This window comes from Gordonia paraffinivorans, assembly GCF_900683595.1.
GTDB classification, from domain to species: domain Bacteria; phylum Actinomycetota; class Actinomycetes; order Mycobacteriales; family Mycobacteriaceae; genus Gordonia; species Gordonia paraffinivorans.
This window is the reverse complement of record NZ_CAACYD010000007.1, coordinates 269,062-294,671: the sequence shown is the minus strand read 5'-3', so window position 1 is coordinate 294,671 and position 25,610 is coordinate 269,062. Positions and strand designations below refer to the sequence as shown.

Genomic DNA, 25,610 nt, shown 5'->3' with positions numbered 1-25,610 from the left:
CGCCCCGAGACCTACAGGGCCGCAACCAGTTCTGCCGACTGCCGCGCGATCGCGAGCTCTTCGTTGGTGGGCACCACGAGCACCTCGACCGCGCTGTCGTCGGCGGAGATCCGCCGCGCCTCACGGCTCGTGGCGGCGTTCCGCTCCGGGTCGACGACGATCCCGAAGTGCTGCAGCCCGTCGAGGGCGTCGGCACGGACCCGGGGCGAGTTCTCGCCGACGCCTGCGGTGAAGGTGATGGCGTCGACCTTGCCCAGCTCGAACGCGTAGGCGCCGATGTAGTGCCGCAACCGGTGGATGTAGACGTCGTAGGCACGGCGGGCGTTGTCGTCGCCGGCGTCGATCAGCTCGCTGATGGACCGGAAGTCGTTCTCCCCGCACAGTCCCCGCAGCCCCGACCGGTGATTGAGGAGGTCGTCGATCTCGTCGACGCCCAGGGCGGCGACGCGGTGGAGGTGGAGCACCAGTCCGGGATCGATGTCGCCGCTGCGGGTTCCCATGACCAGGCCCTCGAGCGGCGTCATGCCCATGCTGGTGTCGATGGGCCGGCCGCCCGCGATCGCCGACGCCGACGCGCCGTTGCCGAGGTGCAGGACGATCTGGTCGAGGTCGGCGAGGTCGCGCCCGAGGAACCCGGCCGCCTGCGCCGACACGTACTCGTGGCTGGTCCCGTGGAACCCGTAGCGCCGGATCGCGTACTCGGCGGCGAGCTCGCGGTCGATGGCGTAGGTGGCGGCGGCCGGCGGGAGGCCGTGGAAGAAGGCGGTGTCGAACACCGCGACCGCCGGGACGTCGGGCAGCAACTCCCGGGCCGCCTCGATGCCCACCAGGTTCGCCGGATTGTGCAGCGGCGCAAGGGTGGCGATGCGCTTGATCTCCGACATCACCCAGTCGTCGACTAGGGTCGGCTCGTGGAATGAGCGTCCGCCGTGCACCACTCGGTGGCCGACGGCCGTCAGGCCCGCCCGGGTCAGGTCGATGCCGTTGTCGGCGAAGAACTGTTCGGCTCGGCGTACCGCGGCCAGGTGGTCCGGCAGCGGCAGCTCCTCGGTGACCGACTCGCCGTTCTGCTCATGGGTGATCGACGAACCCTTCTCCCCGATCCGCTCGGCGATCCCGTCGGCGATGACGTGGCCGGTGTCCGGCTTCACCAGTTGGTATTTCAGCGACGACGAGCCGGCGTTGAAGACGAGGACGGCGCCCTCGGTGTCCGCGGTCATCGGATCTCTCCCGTCGGCTCGGAGGTCGATCTCGCGGCGCCGTCCTGCTGGGCCTGGATGGCGGTGATGGCGACGGTGTTGACGATGTCGGACACGAGCGCACCTCGGCTCAGATCGTTGATCGGTTTGTTCAGGCCCTGCAGGACCGGGCCGATGGCGACCGCGCCCGCGCTGCGCTGCACCGCCTTGTAGGTGTTGTTGCCGGTGTTGAGATCGGGGAAGATCAGCACCGTCGCACCACCGGCGACCGGCGAGTCGGGCATCTTCGTCGCGGCCACCGACGGCTCGACCGCGGCGTCGTACTGGATGGGCCCTTCGACGAGCAGCTCCGGCGCGCGTTGGCGGACGAGTTCGGTTGCGGTCTTCACCTTCTCGACGTCGGCGCCGGAGCCGGAGGTCCCGGTCGAGTAGGACAGCATCGCCACCCGCGGCTCGATTCCGAAGGCCTCGGCGGTCTGCGCGGACGAGATGGCGATGTCGGCGAGTTGCTCGTCGGTGGGATCGGGCACGACCGCGCAGTCGCCGTAGGTGAGGACGCGGTCGGCCAGGCACATGAAGAACACGCTCGACACCGTGGACACGCCGGGCTTGGTCTTGATGATCTCGAACGCCGGCCGGATGGTGTGGGCCGTGGTGTGCGAGGCGCCCGAGACCATGCCGTCGGCACGCCCGGTGTGCACCATCATCGTCCCGAAGTAGGAGACGTCGCGCATCTTCTCCTGTGCCGTCTCCAGATCCACGCCCTTGTCCTTGCGCAGGTCGGCGTAGATCCGGGCGAACTCGTCGCGCCATTCGGAGGCGACGGGATCGATGACGGTGACGCCGGTGAGGTCGAGCCCGAGTTCGGCCGTGCGGCGCCGGACCGCGTCGGGGTCACCGAGCAGCGTGAGATCGGCGACCCCGCGTCGCATCAGGCGATCCGCAGCCCGCAGGATGCGGTCGTCGTCGCCTTCGGGGAGCACGATGTGTTTGCGTTCCGCACGCGCCCGGGTGATGAGCCGGTACTCGAACATCTGCGGCGTGACGACGGTCGGTGACGCGACGTTCAGGTTGCGCATGACCTGTTCGGGGTCGGCGTGGGTCTCGATGAGCGCCAGGGCCGCCTCGATCTTGCGCGCCGATCCGGCGTTGAGCCGTCCGCGCGTGTGGGCCGCGGTCCGCGCGGTGTCGTAGGTGCCCTGCGGGCAGGAGAGGATCGGCAAAGTGGGTTTCAGCCCGGTGACCAGCGCCTCGATCATCGGGTGCGGTTTGAGGCCGCCGTTGAGGATGATGCCCGACAACCGCGGGAATCCCTCCGCGGTGTTGGCGTTGACGAGTGCCAGCAGGACGTCGGACCGGTCGGCCGGCGTGATGACCACCGTGCCGTCGGTGAGGCGTTCGAGGATGTGCTCGACCGTCATGCCGCCGACCATGACCCGCATCGCCTCGTGGTCGAGGAGGTCCTCGTCGCCGCTGTACATCGTCGCCCCGAGCGCCTCCTTCAGCTCGGCCATGGTGGGGGCGAACAGGACGGGCTCCTCCGGCAGGCACAGAGCGGGGATACCCGTGCGCCCCAGCGCTTCCCGGATCTCGTCGAGACGCTCGGGGTCGCACCGGTTGGCCACCAGCGCGATCGGGGTGGCGTGCGCGCTGCGCACCTCGGCGACGAGCCCCTCGGCGAGTTCTGCCACCTCACCCGGGGTTCGCCCGAATGCCTTGAGCACCAACACCATCGGCGCCGACAGGTTGGCCGCGATCCGCGCGTTGTAGCCGAGTTCCGAGGGTGTGCCGACGTCGCTGAAGTCCGAGCCGACGATCACCACCCGATCGCACTGCGCGTCGAGCGCGTGGTAGCGGTTCACGATGTCGCCGACCGCTCCCTCGGGGTCGGAGTGGACCTGTTCGTAGGTGACCCCGAGGCAGTCCTCGTAGGGGGCGTCCACCGAGTCGTAGTCGATGAGCAAGTCGAGCATCGGATCCCGCCCTGCGGGGCCCGCCCTGGTGATCGGACGGAACACGCCGACCCGCCCGCCGGTGGCCGCGAGCAACGCCAGGAGCCCCAGCGCCACCACCGACTTCCCGGTCTCCCCTTCTGCGGAGGCGAGATAGATGCTGGTCGACGACCCCGCATCGGCTCCGTGATCGTCGGCTGAGGGGTCGGGGGCGGCAGCGTCGGTGGCCATGCGCCCCAGCATATCGGCGCCCGGCGATCCGGGGAGGGACGATCAGATCAGGATGCCGGGACTGCAGATGCCGGCCGGGTCCAGCGTGTTCTTCACCGCGCGGAGCGCGTCGAGGGCGAGCGCCCCGATCTCGTCGTGGTAGGCGTCGCGGTGGTCGCGGCCGATCGCGTGATGGTGCGTGATGGAGGCACCGGCGGCCCGGATCGCCTCGTTGGCCGCCTTCTTGGCCGCCGACCACTCGGCGAGCGGATCGGCGCCGAAGGGTGCGACCACGGTGAAGTACAGCGAGGCCCCCGCCGGGTAGACGTGGCTGATGTGACACATCACCAGCGGCGGCGCGCCCGACGCCGTCAGCGTGTCGGTGATCGCGGCGGTGACCGCCGCACGCAGGTCGTGCAGGCCCGACCAGTAGGTGACCGTCTCCAGGGTCTCCACCAGCACGCCCGCGTCGAGCAGCGGATCGCGCAGGTACGGGCCCGCGAAACGCCCGCTGCGCCAGGACTCCCCGGGCTCCTCGCCGAGCAGGGTTCCACCGGCGTCGGCGAGCACCTCCGATGCCGCCTCGCGCCGGCGGGGGACCTCGGGGGCCCGCCCCTCGTAGCCGGTGACGACGAGGCAGCCAGTCGCGTCGGCGCCCAACTGGCCCGGGTCGGCGAGGTTGACGGCTGTCTCCGCCTCGTCGGACAGTCGCAGCACGGTGGGCAGCGGACCGTCCTGGGCGAGGCGGCGCAGGGCGGTCGCCCCGTCGGTGAAGGTCGCGAAACGCCAGCCGTCGAACACGCGGGTCTCGGGCGCAGGGCGCACCCGCACCCGCACTGAGGTGATGACCCCGAACACGCCCTCCGAGCCCAGCACGAGCTGACGCAGGTCGGGCCCGGCCGCCGATCGGGGCGCGGTCCCGAGCTCGACGGTGCCGCGCGGTGTGGCGAGGACGAGTCCTTCGACCACCTCGTCGAAGCGGCCGTATCCCGCCGACGACTGGCCGGCCGACCGGGTGGCCGCGTAACCGCCGATGCCGGCCCCCTCGTAGGACTGCGGGAAGTGCCCCAGGGTCCAACCGCGTTCGCGCAGAAGCGCTTCGGCAGCGCTGCCACGCAGGCCCGCCTGCAGGGTGGCGACGCGGGAGATATCGTCGACCTCGACGAGCCGGTCGAGACGGCGGAGGTCGAGGCTGACGACGCCGGCGAAACCCGACCGGTCCGGGGCGAGCCCGCCGACCACCGACGTCCCGCCGGTGAAGGGCACCACCGCGACCCGGGCCGCCGAACAGATCCGCAGGATCTCCACGACCTCGTCGTGATCACCCGGGTACACCACGAGATCGGGTGCGTCGGAGGCGTCTCCGGACCGCAGACGCAGCAGGTCGGGCGTCGAGAAGCCGCGGGTGTGCTGGATGCGGGCGTCGGCGGAGTCGGCGACGTGGGCGTCGCCGACGAGCCGCTCGAGGTCGGCGCGGACGCTCGCGGGCACGGCGGGCGCCGGCGGCGTGATCGACGACGGGTCGACGCCCGGGTTCGGCGTCGCGTCCCCGGCGAGCGCGGCGGCGGCACCGGGGAGTTCGGTGACGCGTTCCGGATCGCCCCAGCGTGGCCGTCGCATCTGCACGACCGGGATCAGCGTCTCGTCGGTGTCGGGGCCGGGCCGGTCGTGAGAAGTCATCGTCGTGTCACTGTTCGTCGGGGCGCTTGACGATCGCCCGGACCACCAGGTCGGCGACCTGCTCGTCGGTCAGCGATCCGTCGGGGATGAGCATCAGCGAATAGATCGTCCGGACCAGGAACTCCGCCGCGCCGCGCGGGTTCGGCACCAGCTGGTCGGAGATCTCCGGCGCCAGATCCGGCAGCGTCTGCTCGACGATCTGGTGGATCAGCGTCGGACCCGTGGCGTCGTCTGTCGCCACGAGCGCGCGGATGATCTCCTCCGGCTCCTTGCGCAACACGTACTGCAGCGCCTCGTGCTGCCGGATGTAGGGCAGCACGCCCGCCACCTGCGCGCGGACCTTGCCCGCCGCGTCCGGCGCGGTCTCGGCCCACTCCCGCAATCTGACCCGCAGCAACGAGACCTCGCGGTCGACGATCGCCGCCACCAGCGCATTCCGCCCGCCGAACATGCGGTAGGCGGTGGCCCGGGCGACCCCGGCGTGACGCGCCACCGACGTCAGACTGAGCGCCTTGGCGCCGAAGCGGGAGACGAGGCCCACCCCGACGTCCACCATGCGGTCACGATCCATGCCAAAAACTTATCGAACAAGTGTGGTCGGGCTCTCGGCAACCGGCGCAGCGGGGCCTTCCTCTGTCGGCGCACCGAGATCCCGGCACCTTCCGGGTCAGGACCTCACGTGAGCGTCGGCGACGTCGAGAACGGTGTCGAGGATCGCCAGACCTTCGCGCGCCTCGTCGTCGGAGACCGTGCACGGGGGTGCCGCGTGGATGCGGTTGTAGTTGGCGAACGGCAGGAGACCGTTCGCCTTGCACGCCGCGAGCACCTCGTTCATCGCCGGGCTGCTGCCGCCGTAGGGCGCGAGGGGCTCCCTGGTGGTCGGGTTCGCGACCAGTTCGATGGCCCAGAAGACACCGAGACCGCGGACCTCACCCACTGACGGATGTTTCTCGGCGAGGGCGCGCAGGCCCGGCCCGAGCACGTCGTCGCCGATGCGTGCGGCGCTCTCGACGATCTTCTCCTCGGTCATCGCGTTGATGGTGGCGACCGCGGCGGCGGTGGCCAGCGGATGACCCGAGTAGGTGAGACCCCCCGGATAGGCTCGCTCGGCAAAGGTGGCGGCGATCTGGTCGCCGATCGCCACGCCGCCGAGCGGGACATACCCGGAGTTCACGCCCTTGGCGAAGGTGAGCAGGTCCGGCACCACGTCGAAGTGCTGGATGGCGAACCACTTGCCGGTACGGCCGAATCCGGCCATCACCTCGTCGGCGATGAACACGATCCCGTAGCGGTCGCAGATCTCGCGGACACCGGCCATGTAGCCGGGCGGCGGGACCATGATCCCGGCGGTGCCCGGGACCGACTCGAGCACGATCGCGGCGATCGAGTCCGGACCTTCGAAACGGATCAGCTGGTCGAGGTGGGCCAGGGCCCGTTCGGTCTCCTGTGCCTCGTTCTCGGCGTGGAACTGCGAGCGGTACAGGAACGGACCGTGGAAATGCACGACGCCGCTGTTGCCGTGGTCGTTGGGCCAGCGCCGCGGGTCGCCGGTCACGTTGATCGCGGTGTCGGTCCCGCCGTGGTAGGAGCGGTAACGCGAGAGCACCTTGTGGCGGCCGGTGTGCAGGCGCGCCATGCGGATCGCGTGCTCGACGGCGTCGGCGCCACCGTTGGTGAAGAACACCCGGTTCAGGTCGCCGGGGGTGCGCTCGGCGATGAGCCGGGCCGCTTCGGACCGGGCGTCGTTGACGTGCGCCGGCGCGATGGTGCACAGCTTCGCGGCCTGCTCCCGGATCGCCTCGACGACGCCGGGGTGCTGGTGTCCGATGTTGGTGTTGACCATCTGGGACGAGAAGTCCAGCAGGCGGTTTCCCTCGCCGTCCCAGACGTAGGAGCCCTCGGCGGCGAGGATCGTCATCGGCTTGACGTGCGCCTGCGCCGACCAGGAGTGGAAGACGTGCTCGCGGTCGAGCTCGTATGCGCGGCGGCCGCGGGCCTTGGCTGCCTCGAGGTCTTCGCCGGTCGGCAGGGCGACTCGCTCGGTCGTGGTTATGACGGACGTCCTCTTCGTGTGGCGGAGACGGATGGGCCGGGACGGTTCTCAGGATGCCGCCCGCGGGACCACAGGAACGCCGACACTTTGTATGTTCTGTCGTCTTGTCTCTTACACTGTGTAACGTGCGGCCGACCATCGCCCATGTTCTGACCTTGCCCGTGGTGCAGAACGGACAACCGAGGCTCGTCGGCGGCAGCCGTCTCGACCGCGAGGTGCGCTGGGTGCACGTCAGCGACCTTGCCGATCTCACGGATCTTCTCCAGGGGGGCGAACTGGTCCTCACCACCGGGTGCGCGATGCTCGCCGACCCGGTGGGATACCTCGAGGGACTCGCGGCCACCGGCGCGGTCGGCGTGATCGCCGAACTCCTCGACGCCGAGGTACCGCAAACCGTTGCCGCGACGGCCGATCGCCTGGGCCTGCCCGTCGTCGTCCTGCGTCGGGCGATCCGGTTCGTCGAGGTGACCGAGGAAGTCCACCGGTCGATCGTCGCCGACCAGTACGAAGAGGTCGTCTTCTCCCGACACGTCCACGAGGTCTTCACCGGGCTCGGCATGCGGCGTGCCGGCGTGTCCGAGATCGTCTCGGCGGCAGCGGAACTCATCGGCCGTCCGGTCGTGCTGGAGGACCTCACCCGTCAGGTCCTGGCCTTCGACGGACGGGGCGGGCCCCCGGCAGAACTCCTGCGCGACTGGGACCGGCGCTCGCGACTGACACCGTCGTCGCGGGAGACCGCCGTCACCGGCCCCGAGGGGTGGCTGGTGTCTCCGGTGGGGGCACCGCGTCAGGAATGGGGGCGGCTCATCGTGCCCGACCCCGCCGATCTCGGCGAACGCGCGCGGATGCCCCTCGAACGTGCTGCGCAGGCACTGGCGCTGCACCGGATGGCCGAACAGAACAGGACCGAACTGGAGATCCGGGCACAGAACGGGCTCGTCGACGACCTGCGCCTGGGACGCATCCCCGACGAGGCCGAGGCGGTCGCGCGCGCACGCGCCCTGGGCCTGGGGCCGGGGCTCAGCTATGCGCCGGTGACGGTTCGCATCGTCGAGTCGTCCGATCCGGACCAGGTGCTCGCGCAGGGAAGGCTGACACGCGCACTGGACGCGGTCCGCCACTCGGTGCGGGCCGCCCGCCGCACCGCACTCACCGCGCTGCGGCCTCACGGCCGCATCGACCTGATCCTCTCTTCACCGGCCTCGGGCGACACCGAACCCGAACTGACACAGGTCTGTTCGTCGATCCGCAGTTCGCTGTTGCGCGTGGACGGCGTGGCCCGCGTGGCCATCGGAGTCGCACCGGATTCCACACGACTCGTCGACGCCGCGCGAGGACTTGCCGAAGCCGCGCACGTGGCCGACGCCGCCCTGTCACTCCCCGACGGCGACCGGGCCTTCCACCGGACGACCGACGTCCGGTTGCGTGGACTCATCGCGGTCATCCGATCCGATCCACGAGTCCAGGCGTTCGCCGAGACCGAGCTGCGCCGCCTGCTCGAACACCACGCCCGGCACGGTGACGACCTGTTGGAGACGTTCCGGAGGTTCATCGAGTCGGGCGGCAACAAGGCCGAACTCGCCAAGGCCATGAACCTCGCGCGCCCGACGGTGTACTCCCGACTGGCCCGCATCGAACGCCTCCTCGGCGTCCCGCTCGATGACGCCGAGTCGCGGGCGTCGTTGCACGCCGCCCTGCTGGTCCTCGACAGCCGGACCGAACCGCTCGTCGAGAGCGCCTGACACACAATGAGATCGACAAAGTCTCGAGGGACTCAGGACGCGCCGGCGGCGCGATCCCCGGTACGCGGGTATGCCCGGGTCTCGTCGGAGCGGATGATCCTCAGCACGACATCGCGGAGTTCCTCCTCGGACAGCGAGCCGTCACCGACGTTCCGCTGGACGGCATGACCGTCCCAGATGGCCTCCAGGATCGTGGCGATCCGCGGGGAGCAATACATCTCGACGCCCGACTTGGCGCGCTTGGACCATGTGCGGATCAGCTGGCGGTAGGCGTTCTCCCGCGCGCCCTGCGCGTACATCTCCCACATGAGCACCACCGAGTTGGTGTCCTCTGCGAGCTTCCGGGTCATGGCGACGACGGCATCGGCGAGATCCTCGTCGCCGCGGACGAGGGAGAACGCGCTCTCGTATTGCTCCGAGATCCGGTCCACGTGGTAGGCGAACGCGTCCAGGAGCAACCCGTCGAGGTCGTCGTAGTGGTAGTTCACCGACCCCAACGCGAGATTCGCGGCGCTGCAGACCTTTCGATGGGTGACGCCCTTGACGCCACTGTCGATGATGACCTGCAGAGCCGCTTCCATCAGCGCCACGCGGGTCGCCCCCGACCGGGCGTTCTTCGCCTTCATGGACCCCCTTCCGACGCGTGCCCCGCAACACGACCGGGGTGTCACCCGGTGGTTCCGCCCACAAACTACGTCATCTCCGGCCGGTCGGCGATGCCGAACGGGACTCGTCGAGACCGTCGCCCGATGACCTCGCCTGCCTCTTCGCACCGCGCGATGCGCGTGCAGGGGCCTGGCGGACGAAGACCTGCCGTGCGATCGCGACCCCGCCGATGCACAGGACACCGCCGACGATGCCGACGCCGGTGGGCAGCTCGCCCAGGAGCACCCACGACAGCACGATCACGATCGCCGGGACGACCAGCGTCGTGGCGGCCATCGCGCTCGCATCGGTGCGCGCCAGTACATACGCCCATGTGGAGAACGCGATGGCCGTCGGTCCGACGCCGAGATAGACGACCGCGGCGATGGCGCCGGGGGTCGCGTCGGCCATCTCGGAGATCGCGACCGGGAGGAAGGGCAGGGTCGCGACGAGCCCGGCGACCGCGCCGAGCCAGGTCGCGGTGAGCGCGTCCACGGTGCGCAGCGCGGACTTCTGGATCAGCACCCCCGCGGCGTACAGGACTGCCGCGGCGATCCCGAGGACGACGCCGAGCCAGTCGGCGTGCGCGTCGGCGGTCGCCGATCCACCGGTGGCGATCAGCACGACGCCGGCGAAGGCGATCGTCATGCCGATCACGAGATGTCGCGGGAACTCCTCTCCCATGAAGAGCCCGGCGGCGACGGCGACCAGGATCGGCGCCAGGTTCACCAGCAGCGCCGCGGTCCCGGCGTCGAGGTGGCGTTCGGCCCAATTCAGCACGACGGTGTACCCGGCGAACCAGGCCACGCCATAGACCAGCACCGACACGAGCGCACGCCCTCGCGGTATCCAGGGCCGGGCCTGCGCGCCGGAGGCGCCGCCGCTCCCGCGACGCCTCATGATCAGCATGAGCACCGTCAGCGGCACGACAGCTGACAGCAGCCGCCAGAACGCCATGGATCCGGGCGAGAAGTGCTCGCCGAGCGCGCGGATGCCCACGAAGGCCGACGCCCACAGCACCACCGTGACCAGTGCGGCGAGGGCGGGCAACGAGACCGCGCGGGTGCCGGTCGGGCGAGCGGTCCGATGATCTGCTGGCATGCATTCAGCGTGGACGATCACTCACTTCAGAACAAGTGAAATCTTCTTCCGATAGATTCAGTACAACTGTAGAGTCGGGACCATGGTCGACGTGCATCGACTCCGGGTACTGCGTTCGGTGATCGGAGAACGCTCCATCGGCGGCGCCGCGGCCGCTCTCGGCTACACGCCGTCGGCGGTGAGCCAGCACATCGCCGCGCTCCAGCGCGAGACCGGCCTGACGCTCGTCGAACGCGACGGCCGCGGCATCGTGCCCACCGAGGCCGGCGTCATCCTCGCAACCGAGTCCGAGGCGGTCTTCGAACAGCTGGCCCGCGTCGATGGCCTCATCTCCGAGCTCCGCGACGGGCGTCTCGGACAGCTCCGCATCAATTACTTCGCCTCCGCCGGTGCGGTGTGGATACCGCCGATCGTGGCGACGATCTCGCGTGAATTCCCCGGTCTCCGAATGGATCTGCGGCTCATCGAACTGCTCGACCCGGCGGCACCGTCACCCGACGTCGAGATCTATGTGGAGGCCGACGAGCGACGGGCCACCGACGCCCCGGGCTTCGTCGGCAGGCCACTGACCGACGACCCGTATCTCGCCGTGGTGCCACAGGATTCGGAATGGGCGGACCGCGAGTCGGTCACCCTGCACGAGCTCTCCCGGGTGCCGTGGGTCGACAACGACGTCGCCCGTGGACCCTGCCGCAAGGCGCTCCTGAACGCCTGCACCGCAGTCGGTTTCAGCCCGGACTTCAGCGTCGAGACACAGGACTACCCCACCGCGATCCGGTTCGTCGCCGCGGGAATCGGACTCACCGTCGTACCCGAGCTCGCGCTCGCCGATCTACCCGACGGCGTTGTGGCCGTCCCCATCGTCGACCCGACCCCCTCGCGCGCCATCCGGGTTCGGGTGCGCCGGTCCGCAGCCGACCTGCCACCGGTGAGGCGAGTGCTCGAACTCCTCGACACGACTGTGGCACAACAGAAGTCATCGCCCGCCGGTCGCGGCAACGCGACCTGCGGGCGATGAACCCGGCCCGGGGTCAGGCCAGTCTGCGCAGGCGCGGCGCGAGGTCGCGCTCGAAGTTCTCCAGGAAGCGTCGCTGGTCGTGTCCGGGAGCGTGGAACACGAGGTGGTTGAGCCCCGCGTCGATGTAGAACTTGACCTTCTCGACGGCCTCGTCGGGATCGGAGGAGACGATCCACCGCTTGGCGACCTGCTCGATGGGCAGTTCGTCGGCGAGCCGTTCCATCTCCACCGAGCTGTTGACGCTGTGCTTCTGCTCCGGGGTGAGCGACAGCGGTGCCCAGAAGCGCGTGTTCTCCAGGGCCAGTTCGGGATCGGGATCGTAGGAGATCTTGATCTCGATCATCTTGTCGATCGCGTCGAAGTCGCGCTCGGCCTTCTCGGCGCCCTCCTTGACCGCGGGGATCAGCTTCTCGGTGTAGAGCTCGGCGCCCTTGCCCGAGGTGCAGATGAAGCCGTCACCGGCGCGGCCGGCATACCGGGCGACCACCGGACCGCCGGCGGCGACGTACACCGGGATCGGCTGTTCCGGAACGTCGTACATGTAGGCACCCTGCGTGTGGTAGTACTCGCCGTCGAAGTTGACCTCTTCGCCGGTCCACAGCTCGCGCATGAGCCTGATCGCCTCGCGCAGCCGGGCGAAGCGCTCCTTGAACTCCGGCCAGTCGCCCTGGAATCCGGTCGCGTACTCGTTGAGCGCCTCGCCGGTGCCGACCCCGAGCATGATGCGGCCCGGGTACATGCAGCCCATCGACGCGAAGGCCTGGGCGATGACCGCCGGGTTGTAGCGGAAGGTCGGGGTCATCACCGACGTGCCGATCTGCACGCGCTTGGTCCGCTCGCCGACGGCCGCCATCCAGGCGAGGGAAAAGGGAGCGTGGCCGCCGTTGTGCCGCCACGGCTGGAAGTGGTCGCTCACCGCGACCGAGTCCAGTCCGTGTTCCTCGGCCGCGACCGCGATCTCCACCAGTTCACGCGGATCGAACTGCTCCGCCGATGCCTTGAACCCGAGCTTCAGTTCTGCCATGAGCCTCGCCCCTAACCGTCGGCCCGTGCCGACCTCACGCCGTTGCCGATCATTCCGATCGGGGTCGCCGTCTGTGACCTCGGTTACCAACCTAGAGCATCGGCCGTGGTGGCCGTCTCGCCCTCCGGTCCCGGAACGCCCGCGAATCGCCGACTAGACCTCAAGTGAACTTCAAGTTCTACCCTGGCTGCCATGAGCATGGAATCGGTCGCCTGGGACCTGATGTACAAGTCCTCCACCTCGCCGGACGCCAAACGGCTGCGGGGTGATCGTCGCGCGACCCTGCGGCGGATCGCCGATTTCGCGCGCCCCCATCGCCGGCGCATCGCCTTCTTCCTCCTGCTCTCGGTGTTCACGGCGGTCCTGACCGTGGTGACGCCGCTGCTGGCCGGTCGCGTCGTCAACCTCATCACCGACGGCGGCTCGGGCGCCGCGATCGTGTGGATCGCGGTGGCGATCGCCCTCATCGCCGTCGCGGAGGCCGTCACCGGCATCGCGGTCCGATGGCTGTCGTCGAACATCGGCGAGGGCCTCATCTACGACCTGCGGCGCGCGGTCTTCGACCACGTGCAGCGGATGCCGGTCGCCTTCTTCGCCCGGACCCGGACCGGGGCGCTCGTGAGCCGGTTGAACAACGACGTCATCGGGGCGCAGCGCGCGTTCAGCGACACCTTGTCGGGAGTCGTGTCGAACCTGGTGACCCTCACCCTGACCCTCGGCGTGATGTTCGCGATCAGCTGGCAGATCACCCTGCTCGCACTGATCCTGCTGCCGGTCTTCGTGATCCCGGCCCGCCGGATGGGACTGCGGATGGCAGGCCTCTCCCGGGAGGCCGCCGAACACAACGCGCGCATGTCGACTCAGATGACCGAACGGTTCTCGGCGCCCGGCGCCACCCTGGTGAAACTGTTCGGCCGGCCCGACCGGGAATCGCGCGAGTTCTCCGAACGCGCGGATCGCGTGCGCGACATCGGTGTTCGCCGCGCGATGCTGGAGGCGTACTTCGTCACCGCGCTGACCCTGGTGTCGGCGCTCGCCCTGGCGCTGGTCTACGGCCTCGGCGGCTGGCTGGCGGTGAACCAGCACCTGTCGGCCGGTGCGGTCGTCTCGCTCGCCCTGCTGCTCACCCGCATGTACGCGCCGCTGACCGCCCTGGCGAACGCACGCGTCGAGATCATGAGCGCGCTGGTCAGTTTCGAGCGCGTCTTCGAGGTGCTCGACCTTCCGCCGCTGATCACCGACGCCCCGGCCGCCCGCCCGGTCCCGGGCACCGAGTCGGGGAAGCCGGTCCCGGTCTCGGTGCGCTTCGACGACGTATCCTTCGCCTACCCGTCGGCCGACAAGGTCTCGCTCGCCTCTCTGGAGGAGGTCGCACAGCTGGACAACCGCGCGGGAACCACGGTGCTGCACCACGTCGACATCGACGTCCCGGCGGGAAAGATGGTCGCTCTCGTGGGCAGTTCGGGCGCCGGCAAGTCGACCATCGCCAACCTCGCCACCCGCCTGTACGACGTCGACTCGGGGTCGGTGCAGCTCGCCGGCGTCGACATCCGCGAGCTGCAGATCGCCTCGGTGCACCGGACCGTCGGCCTCGTCACCCAGGACGGCCATCTCTTCCACGACTCGGTGCGCGCGAACCTCGCCCTGGCCCGCCCGGATGCCTCCGACGAGGAGATCTGGGACGCGTTGCGCCGAGCCCGGCTCGACGAACTCGTGGCTTCCCTGCCGGACGGTCTCGACACCATCGTCGGCGAACGCGGCTACCGCCTGTCCGGCGGCGAGCGCCAGCGCATGACCATCGCGCGGCTGCTGCTGGCCGAGCCGTCGGTGGTGATCCTCGACGAGGCGACCGCCCATCTCGACTCGACGTCGGAGGCCGCCGTCCAGGAGGCACTGGCCGAGGCGCTCGAGGGACGCACCTCGATCGTCATCGCGCACCGGCTCTCCACCATCCGCGCGGCCGACGAGATCGTCGTGCTGGAAGCCGGACGCGTCGTCGAACGCGGCGACCACCAGAGCCTGCTGGCACGCAACGGGCGTTACGCGGAGCTCTATCGCACGCAGTTCGCGGTCGAGGACGACAACGCCGATGACGACAACGCCGATGACGCCTTCTCGGCGAACGACCTCGCGGGGGACGACGACTCCGAGGACACGGACCGCGACGCGATCGGCGTGTGAGCCGCTACTGCTCGTCCTCGAGGTCGTCGAAGGTGTCGATCAGCCCGCGGCGGGGCCGCTCCGGCCGATCGGCGCGCTCCATGCGCCGGCGCCGGAACTGCATGACGATCAGCACGATGTTGACCACGATGATGGCGATGCCGACGGCCACCCAGAACCAGCGGCCGTCACGCCACCAGTCGACGGTCAGCCAACCGAGGCAGACGATGAGGATGGTCGCGCCGACCATGGTCATCGTCGTCGACACTGTCTGCGCGCCGCGGGCGAAGTCGGGGCCGGTACTCACGGGAACTCCTGGGGTGGACGGTGGTGGCGGACGATCACGTCTGGACTCGGTCAGGCCTGGATGACGACCACGACCGCGATCAGGACGGCCACCACCACTATCGCAGTCACGACGTACAGGATCAGGGCCGGGCCCGGCATCGGACCGCCGCGCTCGAGCGCGCGCATCGTGCGCCGCCAGCGCCAGGCCCCGATCAGCGCGAAGCTGCAGCCGAGTGCGATGAGCAGGAGGCCCAGCATCACGTCGAGGATCTGATGGTCGATCTCCGGGGCCAGGTAGACGATCGCCACCCCGGCGGCCATGAATCCCAGCGCGGTGCGGATCCAGGCGAGCATGGTGCGCTCGGCGGCCAGCGTGAACCGGGCGTCGACCGCCCCCGGAGGCGGCGCGGAGGGCGCCGGCCGTGCCGCGTCAGACCGCGCGCTGGTCCTCTCGCTCGTCAGCGTTCCTGCCCTCTCGTATCGCCCGCTTCGCGAAGTCGGCGGTCGCCTCGATCGCGTGGATGGTCTCCGGGTGACGCGTGTTCAGCACCGGAAACGCATGCACCTGCCAAGCGTAACTGTGGGCGACCGCCTCGACGCCGGCCTCGTCGAGCTGCTCGACGAACTCGAAGGCGTCGGGTTCGAGCATCTCGGACTCGGCGGTGACCACCGCGGTCGGCGGGAAGATGGTGGGGTCGAGATCGGCGATCCGGCGCGCGCCGGTGACCGGCATCGGACCCCTGTCGAACAGCGGCGTCAGCCGCGCGAGCTTGTCCTTGGGGATGTAGGCGTCGTGCTCGCTGGTCCGTTCCGGGTTGGTGCCCAGGTCGAGGTCGAGCAGCGGGGAGAAGCCCAGGTAGGCCACGGGCGCGGGAAGCCCTCGCTCGGCGGCCGCCTCGATGACCTTCGCGGCGAGGAACCCGCCCGCCGAATCCCCGGCGACGACCACACGTCGATAGCCGCGTTCGGTGACGAGTTCGACGTAGGCGTCGATGGTGTCCGACACCGAGGTCCCCACGCCCACGTCCGGGAGCTGGCGGTACTCGAACGCGAACACCGGGATCTCACAGGCCTTCGCCAGACGCGCGGCGATCGAACGGTGCGTGCCGAGTCCGCACATCACGAAGGCACCGCCGTGGAGGTAGAGCATCGCGGTGTCGCTGTCCCGGCGGGACGGACCGGCGGGCACGATCATCTCGGTCGGACGCCCCGCGAGGGTCAGCTGTTCGCGGACGACGCCGCGCGGCTTGGGGCCGATCGCGACGATCTGGTCGATGACGAACAGACTGCCGAGGCCGGCCTTGCTGATCGGCCACAGCGACATGGCGGGCTTGAGCAGCAACCGCGATCCGAGCCAGAGCGGGAACGACAGGAGACTCGGCCGCCGGTGATGGACGATGGGCATGGGATTCCTCCTGGTCTCCGCCGAAGCTACACCCCGGCACCCATGAATAACCGGTAAACGGATTGCAAAACCTGCAGCCGGTCGACGCCGAGTGTGTTCGGCCTGCTCCGGTGGCCGCTATATTCTCGAAGCCGTGACGAGACGGTGGGTGTGACGCGTGCGGATCCCCCCTCGATTCCTGCTGTCGGCTCAGGCCGACGAGCCGCGCACCCTGTGCGACATCCTCCTCGCGACCGCCGAGGCACACCCGGACGCCGCCGCCGTCGACGACGGCGAGGTGGTCCTCTCCTACAGCCAGCTGCTCGCGCTGATCCGACGGACGACAACCCGCCTGGCCGCCGTCGGCGTCGGTCACGGCAGCCGCGTCGGGATACGCATGCCGTCCGGCTCGCACGGCCTCTACGTCACCATCCTCGCGACGCTCTTCGCCGGGGCCGCCTACGTCCCCGTCGACGCCGACGACCCCGACGAGCGTGCCGAACTGGTCTTCGGCGAGGCGGGCGTCGACGCGATCGTCGATGCCGACGGCCCGCGCGCGGTGACGACCTCCGCGGTCCCGGGCACGCCGGCGCGCCCCGCCCCCGACGACGATGCGTGGATCATCTTCACCTCCGGCTCCACCGGCACCCCGAAGGGCGTCGCGGTCACGCACCGCAACGCGGCCGCCTTCGTCGACGCCGAGGCAGACCTGTTCCTGCGCGAACAGCCGATCGGCCCGGGCGACCGCGTCCTCGCGGGCCTCTCGGTCGCCTTCGACGCATCCTGCGAGGAGATGTGGCTGGCCTGGCGGAACGGGGCCTGCCTGGTCCCCGCGCCGCGGTCGCTGGTGCGCAGCGGAGTGGACCTCGGCCCGTGGCTCGTGGCCCGGGACATCACCGTCGTCTCGACCGTCCCGACCCTCGCCTCGCTGTGGCCGCCGGAGGCCCTGGAAGCGGTGCGCCTGCTGATCTTCGGCGGCGAGGCGTGCCCGCCCGAGCTCGCCGACCGGCTCGCGGTGCCCGGGCGCGAGGTGTGGAACACCTACGGCCCCACCGAGGCGACGGTCGTCGCCTGCGCTGCACCCCTGGGCGGGGACGGCCCGGTGCGTATCGGGTTGCCTCTGCGCGGTTGGGATCTCGCCGTCGTCGACGCCGACGGCAACCCGGTGGCCGAGGGCGAGGTCGGCGAACTGGTGATCGGCGGCGTCGGCCTGGCCCGGTACCTGGACCCGGCCAAGGACGCCGAGAAGTACGCCCCCATGCCGACGCTGGGATGGGAACGCGCTTATCGCAGCGGCGATCTCGTGAAGCTCGACCCGGACGGACTCGTCTTCGTGGGCCGGGCCGACGACCAGGTGAAGGTGGGCGGGCGGCGCATCGAGCTCGGCGAGATCGACAGCGCGCTCCAACACCTGCCCGGCGTCAGCGGCGCAGCGGCCGCGGTACGCAGATCCGCTGCCGGCAACAGCCTGCTCGTCGGCTATCTGGTCTCCGCGGATCCCGACTTCGACGTCTCGGCGGCCCACGCCGAGCTCACCCGGCACCTGCCCGCCGCGATGGTGCCGACCCTCGCGCTGGTCGACGAACTGCCCACGCGCACTTCGGGGAAGGTCGACCGCGATGCGTTGCCGTGGCCCCTGCCGGGCAGCAGCGGACCGGTCGACGACGATGTGGAACTCGGCGAGACCGAGCTGTGGCTGGCCGGACTGTGGACCGATGTCCTCGGCGTGCGCGTCGCGCATCCCGACGCCGACTTCTTCGCCGAGGGCGGGGGTTCGCTCGCCGCGGCCCAGCTGGTGACCGCGATCCGCGAGCGGCATCCCGACGTCTCCGTCGCCGACCTCTACGACCACCCGCGCCTGGGATCGATGGCCGAGATGCTCGACGCGCGCACGCCGACCACCAACGTCCGGGAGCGGCGGGTCTCGCCCACCCCGCGCGCCGCCGGCATCGCACAACTCGCGCTCTCCGTGCCGCTGACGACCCTGACAGGCCTGCAGTGGGCGACCTGGCTCGGCATCGTGAACAACGTCGCCGGCGCGGTCGCCGAGCGCCTCGACCGCCGGATTCCGTGGCTGGTCGAGGTGGACTGGTGGATTCTGTTGCTCGCGTTCCTGCTCTTCATCACCCCGCCGGGCCGGATGTGCGTCGCCGCCCTGGGCTCCCGCCTGCTCCTGCGGGGCCTGATGCCCGGGGAGTATCCGCGGGGCGGACGTGTGCATGTTCGGCTGTGGGTCGCCGAACGCCTCCTGGACGCCAGCGGTGCGGCCAACCTGTCCGGGGCGCCCTGGATGATCTACCTCGCCCGCGCGCTCGGGGCGCGGATCGGCCGGGGCGTCGACCTGCACTCGATCCCGCCCGTCACCGGGATGCTGACCGTCGGCGACGGCGCGTCCATCGAACCCGAGGTCGATCTCGCCGGATGGTGGATCGACGGCGACACCGTCCACATCGGCGAGATCGCGGTGAAACGCGGCGCCACGATCGGCGCGCGCTCGACGCTGATGCCGGGGGCGGTCGTCGGGCGGGATGCCGTGGTGGCGCCCGGTTCCGCGGTGTTCGGCCGGGTGAAGGCCCGGCAGCACTGGGCCGGTTCCCCGGCGGTGAAGGCCGGGAAGGCGCAACGGCCATGGCCGGCACACCGCCCGCCGCGGGCACTCCACTGGGTCCCGGTGTACGGGGCGTCGTCGCTGGCCCTGGCCGCGATCCCTCTGGTCTCCCTCGGAGCGGGCCTGGCGGTGATGGGTTCGTGGGCGATCTCCGCGGACACCCTGGGCGGCGCCGCAGTGCGCGCGCTCGCGCTGCTGCCCGCCGCGACGCTGACGAGTCTCGCGGTGTTCGCCGCGATCACCGTCGTGCTGGTGCGTCTCGCATCGCTCGGGCTGTCGACCGGGTACCACCCGGTCCGCTCGCGCGTCGGCTGGCAGGTCTGGCTGACCGAGCGTCTCCTCGACTCTGCCCGCACCTATCTGTTCCCGCTCTACGCGAGCCTGCTGACGCCGCTGTGGTTCCGCGTCCTGGGCGCGAGAGTCGGTGTCGGGACCGAGATCTCGACCGCACTGGTCCTGCCCCGTTTCACCACGATCGGCGACGGCGCGTTCCTCGCCGACGACACCATGGTCGCGTCGTACGAGCTCGGCGGCGGGTGGATGCATGTCGACGAGGCGAAGATCGGCAAGCGGTCGTTCCTGGGGAACTCGGGCATGACCGGGCCGGGCCGGAAGGTGCCCAAGAACGGTCTGGTCGCGGTGCTCTCGGCGACGCCGTCGAGGGCGAAGTCGGGCTCGAGCTGGCTGGGCAGCCCACCCGTCCGCCTGCGCCGCACCGCGGCCGAGGTCGACACCTCGCGCACATTCGACCCGCCCGCCCGGCTGAAGGTGGCGCGGGCGGTCATCGAGACCCTGCGGCTGATCCCGGTGATGGTGTCGTTCGGGATCGGCGTCGCGACCCTGTTCACGCTGCAACTGCTCGCACTCCACGTCCACGTCGCCGTCGCCGCGGTGCTGAGCGGGATCGTCCTGCTGGCGGCGGGCGCGGTGGCCTGTTGCGCCGCCGCGGCCGCGAAATGGCTTGTCGTCGGCCGCATCAGGGTCGGCGAGCATCCGCTGTGGTCGTCCTTCGTCTGGCGCAACGAGCTGTCGGACGCCTTCGTGGAGACGGTCGCCGCGCCGTGGTTCGCCAACGCCGCGACCGGCACCCCGATCCTCAACCTGTGGCTGCGGATGCTCGGCGCCCGGATCGGCCGCGGCGTCTGGTGCGAGACCTACTGGCTGCCCGAGGCCGACCTCGTCGAGCTCGGCGACGGCGCGACCGTGGCTCGCGGCTGCGTCGTGCAGACCCACCTGTTCCACGACCGGGTCATGGCGATCGACCGGGTGACCCTGGGCCCCGGGGCGACGCTCGGGCCCCACTGCGTGGCGCTCCCGGCCTCGGGACTGGGCGAATCCGCGACGGTCGGTCCGGCGTCGCTCGTCATGCGCGGCGACGTGGTGCCCGCGCACACACGCTGGCAGGGCAATCCGATCGCGCCCTGGGCGGAGTGAGACCCGGCACTGCACCCGACGCGACGCCGCCCGGGTGTCCGCCGCAGGCGGAACCCACCCGTGCGCGCGAAAAGGGCCTGGTGAGAATCATTCTCACCAGACCCTCTCGTGGCCGGCTACCCGGATTGCCGCGGCGACGCAGCGGCCGCGATCAGGCGGCCGGCGCCGCCGGGCCCTCGACCTTCTTGGGCAGCGTGAGCAGCGTCGCGATGGAGATCGCGACCAGCATGATGCCGCCGACCCAGGTGAGGACCTCGAGCGAGAACACCGGAAGGATGAGCATCACGATGCCGGCGATGACCGAGACGATGCCCGACACGATCAGGTACCAGGTGGGGCTGTGGCCGGACTTGGTGATCGCGGCGTAGAGGTCGGAGAAGCCCTGGAAGATCCAGCCGATGCCGATGAACACGGCGAGCAGCCAGAGGGCGTCGCCCGGGCTGAACAGCGCGATCACACCGGCGACCAGGATGATCAGGCCGATGATGCCCAGGAGCACGCGTGCCGGTCCCCAGGAACGACGCCGCGAACGCCTGGTAGACGCGGAAGACGCCGGTGATGATCAGCGAGATGGCGAACAGGATCGCCACGACGAGGATCGTCGGCCCCGGCCAGACGATCGCGACGATGCCCAGGACGATGCCCACGATCGAGGTGACGATCAGGGAAGTCCGTAGCGCGCCGATCATCTCGTCGGGGAAGAACTTGTTGTACGCCGTCGCGAAAGTCATGGTCGAAGCGTATCCCGCAGTCGGTCCGATGACGCCGATCAAGGGGGTGCATGGCACAAACTGGGCCCCGGCCCGGTAGTAAAGAACGGTGACCTCGATCGCCTTTTTCGACACCGTCGACGGCCCGTCCGGCGAGACCCGGTACGAACCCACCCCGTTCTCGCGCAGCGCCTGGTCTCCCGATGCGGTCACCGGGCCGGCGGTGTGCGGCCTCGTGGCCTGGGCGGTCGAGGAGGAGTACGGCTCGGCCGAGTTCCTGCCGGCCCGCTGCACCATCGACATGTTCAAATCGGCGCGGTACCTGCCCACCTCCACGCGCAACCGACTCATCCGGTCCGGCGGCCGGATCCGGGTCGTCGACACCGAGATCGTGCAGCATCCCGCCGACGGCGAGGAGTTCACCGTGGCGCGCGGGACGACGGTGTTCCTCAAGTCCTCCACCAACCCGCCCGGGCAACGGTGGCACCGGCCGGCCGAGTGGGTCACCTTCCGGCCGCCCGAATCCGACCCCGAGGGCCACTGGCCGCTGTTCTCCTCCGACTCCCCCGACGGCGCGCTCGGCGACTGGGACCCGACGATGGGCAATCACCAGAACGGCAACCGCAAGCGTCTCTGGACCCGGGCGGTCCCGGTGCTCCCGGGTGCCGAGCCCACCCCGTTCCAGCGGGCCGTCATCAGCGCAGAGTCGGCCAGCCTGATCAGCAACTGGGGCACCACCGGCATCGGCTTCATCAACTGCGACCTCACCGTGGCCATCAGCCGCCTCCCCCGCGGCGAGCGGGTCGGCGTCGAGGCCGATTTCCACGTCGAGGACGACGGGATCTCGGTGAGCAACACCGGCCTCTACGACCGGGACGGGATGTTCGGCACCGCCCTGGTGACCGCGGTGAACAACGCTGCGGCACAGATCGACTTCACGAAGGTGGACACCACGAAGCGCTATCGCGAAGGGTGAGCGCACCCGATTCGTTAGTCCTCATAAATACCCCTTCCGGTCTGCTCAGGTCTTGATAAGGTCACGTCCCATGACACGGAGCGCTCATCGACTGTTCCTGGGTCTGCTCGTCGCTGCACTCGCCACCGCCCTGACGGTCACGGTCGGGGCCTCGCCGGCGCACGCGCAACGTCACGCGGCCGGGCCGGCGTCGATGGTCGCGCGGTTGACGGGCCCGTTCGCGATGAACGACACCATCGGCCGGTTCAACATCGTCGGCACCGATCTCGGCATCATGTGGGACAACGGCCGTGGCGAGATCCTGACGGCGTTCGGCGACACCCAGTCCTTCAACGGCTGGTCGCTGCTGTATGGCGAGCTGTTCTACTGGCGATCCAACGTCCTGCTGCGCAGCACCGACCGGTACCTCGCCGACGGCATGACGTTCACCTCCCACGCCGGCCGCCCCGGGCACGCGAAGCGGCTGCTGAAGCCGAACGTCAAGCGCGAGGTCACCATCATCCCGACCGCGGGCGTGGCGGCCAACGGCAAGCAGTACATGACCGTGATGTCGGTCAAGCGGTGGGATCAGCCGGGCATCTGGACGACCAACTGGTCGGGCCTCGTCGTCTCCGACGACAACGGCGAGAACTGGCGCGCGGTGAACGCCTTCCGCCCGAACGGGGGCGGGAACACGAAGTTCCAGATGGGCGCCTTCCTCAAGGTCGGCAGCACCGTCTACTACTACGGCACCCCCGACGGGCGTTGGGGCGCGGTCTATCTCGCGCGCGTCGACGAGAAGGACATCGAGAACCTCGGGAAGTGGCAGTACTTCTCGTACGGGCGGTGGATTCCGAACAATCCCGGTGCCGCGACTCCGGTCATGAGCGCCCCGACCGGTGAGTTGTCGGTGGCCTGGAACGATTACCTCGGCAAGTACGTGTCCCTGGCGAGCAAGGACACCGGAGTCATCCTCCGGACCGCGCAGAACCCGTGGGGCCCCTGGTCTTCCGGTGAACTCGTGGTGCCCTCGACCAACCCGTACACGGGCTACGCGCCCTACATCCACCCGTGGTCGAAGGGCCGCGACCTGTACTTCACCTACTCGGTCTGGGTCGGCTACCAGGTCTACCTGATGCGCCTGCCGCTCAAGCGCTGACACGAGCCACGCGGAGACACCGGACCGAGGCCGCGACCACGCCGAGGCCCGTCACCGGCCGAGCATCTTCTCCATCTGGTCGATCTCGGCCTGCTGGGTCGTCTTGACCTGCTCCGCGAGACGCCTGGTCGCCGGGTTCTCGCCCTCGGCCAGCTCCTCGTCGGCCATCTCGATGGCGCCGCGGTGATGGCGGATCATGCCCTCGAGCCAGAGTCGGTCGAACTCGGCGCCGCGAGCGGCGCGCAGGGCCGCCATCTGCTCGGCGGTCATCATGCCGGCCATGGCACCGGCGTGCGGGCCGTGCTGCATGTGCCCGTCTTCTCCATGGTCGTCGTCATGGTCGGGCACGGCGACGCCCCATGACCGGAGACGATCGGTCATCTGGTCGATCTCGTTCTCCTGCGCGTCCTCGATCCGGTCCGCGAGGGCGATGAGTTCCGCGTTGTCGGTGCGTCCCTCGACCAGCTCCGCCATCTCGACCGCCTGCATGTGGTGGACGATCATCGTGCTGGTGAACTCGACGTCGGCCTGGTTGTGGGACGAGGCCCCCGGCGTCGAGGCCCCCGGCGCGGACGCGACCGCCGACGAGGGTCCGGCACCGGCCGTGACGGTCGGGGTCGTGACGGTGGACGTCGCCGTCCGGTCCGACGACTCCTGATCGGGGGAGCATCCGGCGACGACGAGCGCCGCTGCCGCGATCCCGATCAGCCCGGCGTGGCGGCGGCTTCGTGCGGTGTCGAGTGGGGTCATGGTTCTTCCTCGTTGCCTGTCCGACGGTGCGCGACGCGGCGTCGGAGCACACCGGCCTCGCCTCCAACGGGTAACCGCGAACCCCCGCCGGCAAACGCGGCCCGGACCCTCAAGGCGCTGTGGAACGGCCCTCGGGCGTGCGTCGTCACCTTCTCGGCGTCGGGGTCCTCGTCGTCGGAGGAATCGGCCGGCGGCGTCGCGGGACCGGCCGCAGCGCCGGCGGCGGCCGCCTCTTCGCGTCGTTTCTGCCGGGGTATCAGCCACTTCCAGTCGATGAACCGGTAGGCGGCGATGACCGCTGCGGCCAGCGCCCACCCGAGCACGATGTCGAAGATGTAGTGCTCGGCGCTGTAGACCAGGGCGAACGCCATGGCCAGTGCGTAGCCCATGTACAGCGTCTTCCCGAGGGCCTTCACCCGCGGCCACATGAACAGGGCCAACAGCATGGTCAGGCCGGCGTGCAGCGACGGGATCGCCGCGACCAGGTTCGACTTGCCCTGCCCCAGCGTGACGAGCTGCGACGCCATGTGGATGTTGAGGTAGTTCCAGCCGCGCGCGGAGATGCGCTCGACGTACGGCTCGGCGTCGGGATGCGCGGGTTCCAGCGGCCCGAGCAGACCGCCGGGCTCGGCAGCCTGCGGCGAGTACATGCAGATCGGGTCACGCGGATAGTCCTGCACCTCGACGGCGGTGCATCGCGCGGCCGCCCAGGGCGGGGCACCCGGAACGAGGGTGTAGCCGACCAGCGCGAGGAACGTCGTCGCCACGAAGCAGGCGGCGTACCGACGCCAGGCCGCACGGTCCTTCAGCCACAGCCAGGCGGCCACGGCGTACGGGACGATGAAATACGACATGTAGACGACGCTGACGATGACCTCCCACCAGGGCGGCGAGGCCTGCTTGAGCTGTTCCTGCAGCAGCGCGGTCGGGGTCCGGCCGCCGAACAGCCAGGCGTCGAAGTCGATCGCGAGATTCCAGTGCGTCGGCATGCCGACGATCCGGGCGATGTCGCGGGTCCAGTCGTAGAGGATGAGGACCAGGGCGAACGGCGCCCAGTCCTTGATGATGGTGATGAACTTGCGGCGCCCGATGCTCGCGGCCGCCAGGCCCAGGCACAGCAGGATGATGAGCCGGGTGCGATCCCACGCCACCCCGTAGAAGACGAAGTGCAGGGCGATCAGTACGACCCACGCGCCGATGGCGATCCGCCGGACCAGCGTCAGGTCGCGCCGACTCGCCGGATCGGACTCCATCTCCGAGGCCGCGGCGAGGTCGTCGAAGACCGATTCCATCTCCGGCGGATCGGATTCCGTCCGTTTCCCGTAGGAGGGGTTGGTCGACGGCAGCGTCGCCGAACTCGTGCCGTCTGGATTGCCTTCGCCACCGGATCCCGAGGACTCACCCGGTCGAGGGAAGCCCACCGACTCGTCAACACTCACCCGATACAGTCCGCCCGTCACACCCCGCAGGGCACCCGCTCGCTCACAACTTGCCGACAGTGTAGTGGGCGGCCCCGTCCCGGAGACGCCCGCTCACGA

General features: G+C 70.0%; 19 protein-coding genes and 1 pseudogene. 6 read left to right on the top strand and 14 right to left on the bottom strand.

Translation table 11 applies throughout. The features are described 5' to 3' along the window. Positions 1-11: 11 nt before the first annotated feature. The 5 genes from E1P53_RS14320 to E1P53_RS14300 form a co-directional block, all read right to left on the bottom strand. Positions 12-1,220, bottom strand: a complete 1,209-nt coding sequence (locus E1P53_RS14320) for an acetate kinase (protein ID WP_131734702.1) — start codon at positions 1,218-1,220, stop codon at positions 12-14. Further along, on the bottom strand, positions 1,217-3,394 hold the full coding sequence (pta, locus tag E1P53_RS14315; protein WP_040526666.1) for a phosphate acetyltransferase: 2,178 nt from the start codon (positions 3,392-3,394) through the stop codon (positions 1,217-1,219). Before pta ends, E1P53_RS14320 begins: the two co-directional genes overlap by 4 nt. Positions 3,395-3,424: 30 nt before the next feature. Beyond that, a complete protein-coding gene (locus E1P53_RS14310) occupies positions 3,425-5,041 on the bottom strand; it encodes an FAD-binding oxidoreductase (RefSeq protein WP_131734701.1) in 1,617 nt (538 codons plus the stop codon). A 7-nt stretch (positions 5,042-5,048) separates the two neighbouring features. Further along, positions 5,049-5,612: a TetR/AcrR family transcriptional regulator gene (locus E1P53_RS14305; protein ID WP_006900155.1), complete on the bottom strand. Its 564-nt coding sequence runs from the start codon at positions 5,610-5,612 to the stop codon at positions 5,049-5,051. Between the two features lie 96 nt (positions 5,613-5,708). Then, entirely contained in the window at positions 5,709-7,094 is a 1,386-nt protein-coding gene (locus E1P53_RS14300) for an aspartate aminotransferase family protein (protein WP_131734700.1), read from the bottom strand. 125 nt (positions 7,095-7,219) lie between these two features. Between E1P53_RS14300 and E1P53_RS14295 the strand changes: the two genes are divergently transcribed. Continuing rightward, positions 7,220-8,836, top strand: coding sequence for a PucR family transcriptional regulator (locus E1P53_RS14295; RefSeq protein ID WP_165484438.1), 1,617 nt, complete (start codon positions 7,220-7,222; stop codon positions 8,834-8,836). A 32-nt stretch (positions 8,837-8,868) separates the two neighbouring features. Here E1P53_RS14295 and E1P53_RS14290 read toward each other — a convergent pair whose 3' ends face one another. Then, positions 8,869-9,462 (bottom strand): TetR/AcrR family transcriptional regulator, encoded by a 594-nt coding sequence (locus E1P53_RS14290; RefSeq protein WP_109239228.1) that lies wholly within the window; start codon positions 9,460-9,462, stop codon positions 8,869-8,871. Between the two features lie 70 nt (positions 9,463-9,532). Beyond that, complete coding sequence (locus E1P53_RS14285) at positions 9,533-10,582, bottom strand: DMT family transporter (RefSeq protein ID WP_131734699.1); 1,050 nt, start codon at positions 10,580-10,582, stop codon at positions 9,533-9,535. Between the two features lie 82 nt (positions 10,583-10,664). Here E1P53_RS14285 and E1P53_RS14280 point away from each other — a divergent pair, with 82 nt between their 5' ends. Then, the gene (locus E1P53_RS14280; protein WP_131734698.1) at positions 10,665-11,600 is read left to right on the top strand and encodes a LysR family transcriptional regulator; all 936 of its coding nucleotides are present in this window, start codon (positions 10,665-10,667) and stop codon (positions 11,598-11,600) included. 13 nt (positions 11,601-11,613) lie between these two features. On the opposite strand, the gene fgd is transcribed toward E1P53_RS14280, so the two are convergent. After that, on the bottom strand, positions 11,614-12,624 hold the full coding sequence (gene fgd, locus E1P53_RS14275; RefSeq protein WP_006900162.1) for a glucose-6-phosphate dehydrogenase (coenzyme-F420): 1,011 nt from the start codon (positions 12,622-12,624) through the stop codon (positions 11,614-11,616). Positions 12,625-12,816: 192 nt separating this feature from the next. Here fgd and E1P53_RS14270 point away from each other — a divergent pair, with 192 nt between their 5' ends. Continuing rightward, positions 12,817-14,805 carry an ABC transporter ATP-binding protein gene (locus E1P53_RS14270; protein ID WP_131734697.1) on the top strand — a complete coding sequence of 663 codons (1,989 nt, stop codon included), beginning with the start codon at positions 12,817-12,819 and terminating at the stop codon, positions 14,803-14,805. 4 nt (positions 14,806-14,809) lie between these two features. On the opposite strand, the gene E1P53_RS14265 is transcribed toward E1P53_RS14270, so the two are convergent. Genes E1P53_RS14265 through E1P53_RS14255 form a run of 3 tightly spaced genes read right to left on the bottom strand, consistent with a single transcriptional unit; the run spans position 14,810 to position 16,477 of the window. After that, positions 14,810-15,091 carry a hypothetical protein gene (locus E1P53_RS14265; protein WP_006900164.1) on the bottom strand — a complete coding sequence of 94 codons (282 nt, stop codon included), beginning with the start codon at positions 15,089-15,091 and terminating at the stop codon, positions 14,810-14,812. 50 nt (positions 15,092-15,141) lie between these two features. Beyond that, positions 15,142-15,444, bottom strand: a complete 303-nt coding sequence (locus tag E1P53_RS14260) for a YidH family protein (RefSeq protein ID WP_269076071.1) — start codon at positions 15,442-15,444, stop codon at positions 15,142-15,144. A 58-nt stretch (positions 15,445-15,502) separates the two neighbouring features. Continuing rightward, positions 15,503-16,477, bottom strand: coding sequence for an alpha/beta hydrolase (locus E1P53_RS14255; protein WP_006900166.1), 975 nt, complete (start codon positions 16,475-16,477; stop codon positions 15,503-15,505). A gap of 157 nt (positions 16,478-16,634) precedes the next feature. On the opposite strand from E1P53_RS14255, the gene E1P53_RS14250 reads away from it, so the two are divergent. After that, complete coding sequence (locus E1P53_RS14250; protein WP_131734696.1) at positions 16,635-20,498, top strand: Pls/PosA family non-ribosomal peptide synthetase; 3,864 nt, start codon at positions 16,635-16,637, stop codon at positions 20,496-20,498. Positions 20,499-20,649: 151 nt separating this feature from the next. On the opposite strand, the pseudogene E1P53_RS14245 reads toward E1P53_RS14250, so the two are convergent. Beyond that, positions 20,650-21,229 (bottom strand): annotated as a pseudogene (locus E1P53_RS14245) (HdeD family acid-resistance protein). A gap of 88 nt (positions 21,230-21,317) precedes the next feature. On the opposite strand from E1P53_RS14245, the gene E1P53_RS14240 reads away from it, so the two are divergent. After that, positions 21,318-22,184, top strand: coding sequence for a thioesterase family protein (locus E1P53_RS14240; RefSeq protein WP_006900169.1), 867 nt, complete (start codon positions 21,318-21,320; stop codon positions 22,182-22,184). 70 nt (positions 22,185-22,254) lie between these two features. After that, entirely contained in the window at positions 22,255-23,322 is a 1,068-nt protein-coding gene (locus tag E1P53_RS14235; protein WP_131734695.1) for a glycoside hydrolase family 183 protein, read from the top strand. Between the two features lie 51 nt (positions 23,323-23,373). Here the strand turns inward: E1P53_RS14235 and E1P53_RS14230 are convergent, their stop codons facing one another. Both E1P53_RS14230 and E1P53_RS14225 read right to left on the bottom strand, forming a co-directional pair. Further along, a complete protein-coding gene (locus E1P53_RS14230; RefSeq protein ID WP_131734694.1) occupies positions 23,374-24,072 on the bottom strand; it encodes a DUF305 domain-containing protein in 699 nt (232 codons plus the stop codon). After that, a complete protein-coding gene (locus tag E1P53_RS14225) occupies positions 24,069-25,493 on the bottom strand; it encodes a phosphatase PAP2 family protein (protein WP_244941233.1) in 1,425 nt (474 codons plus the stop codon). The genes E1P53_RS14230 and E1P53_RS14225 overlap by 4 nt, the downstream gene beginning before the upstream one ends. Positions 25,494-25,610: the final 117 nt, after the last annotated feature.

Bases quoted from the DNA above. Each gene is read 5' to 3' on its own strand.
- E1P53_RS14305 (WP_006900155.1), bottom strand. From the start codon at position 5,612: ATGGATCGTGACCGCATGGTGGACGTCGGGGTGGGCCTCGTCTCCCGC.
- E1P53_RS14235 (WP_131734695.1), top strand. From the start codon at position 22,255: ATGACACGGAGCGCTCATCGACTGTTCCTGGGTCTGCTCGTCGCTGCA.
- E1P53_RS14255 (WP_006900166.1), bottom strand. From the start codon at position 16,477: ATGCCCATCGTCCATCACCGGCGGCCGAGTCTCCTGTCGTTCCCGCTC.
- pta (WP_040526666.1), bottom strand. From the start codon at position 3,394: ATGCTGGGGCGCATGGCCACCGACGCTGCCGCCCCCGACCCCTCAGCC.
- E1P53_RS14230 (WP_131734694.1), bottom strand. From the start codon at position 24,072: ATGACCCCACTCGACACCGCACGAAGCCGCCGCCACGCCGGGCTGATC.
- E1P53_RS14290 (WP_109239228.1), bottom strand. From the start codon at position 9,462: ATGAAGGCGAAGAACGCCCGGTCGGGGGCGACCCGCGTGGCGCTGATG.
- E1P53_RS14285 (WP_131734699.1), bottom strand. From the start codon at position 10,582: ATGCCAGCAGATCATCGGACCGCTCGCCCGACCGGCACCCGCGCGGTC.
- E1P53_RS14270 (WP_131734697.1), top strand. From the start codon at position 12,817: ATGAGCATGGAATCGGTCGCCTGGGACCTGATGTACAAGTCCTCCACC.
- E1P53_RS14280 (WP_131734698.1), top strand. From the start codon at position 10,665: ATGGTCGACGTGCATCGACTCCGGGTACTGCGTTCGGTGATCGGAGAA.
- E1P53_RS14310 (WP_131734701.1), bottom strand. From the start codon at position 5,041: ATGACTTCTCACGACCGGCCCGGCCCCGACACCGACGAGACGCTGATC.
- fgd (WP_006900162.1), bottom strand. From the start codon at position 12,624: ATGGCAGAACTGAAGCTCGGGTTCAAGGCATCGGCGGAGCAGTTCGAT.
- E1P53_RS14320 (WP_131734702.1), bottom strand. From the start codon at position 1,220: ATGACCGCGGACACCGAGGGCGCCGTCCTCGTCTTCAACGCCGGCTCG.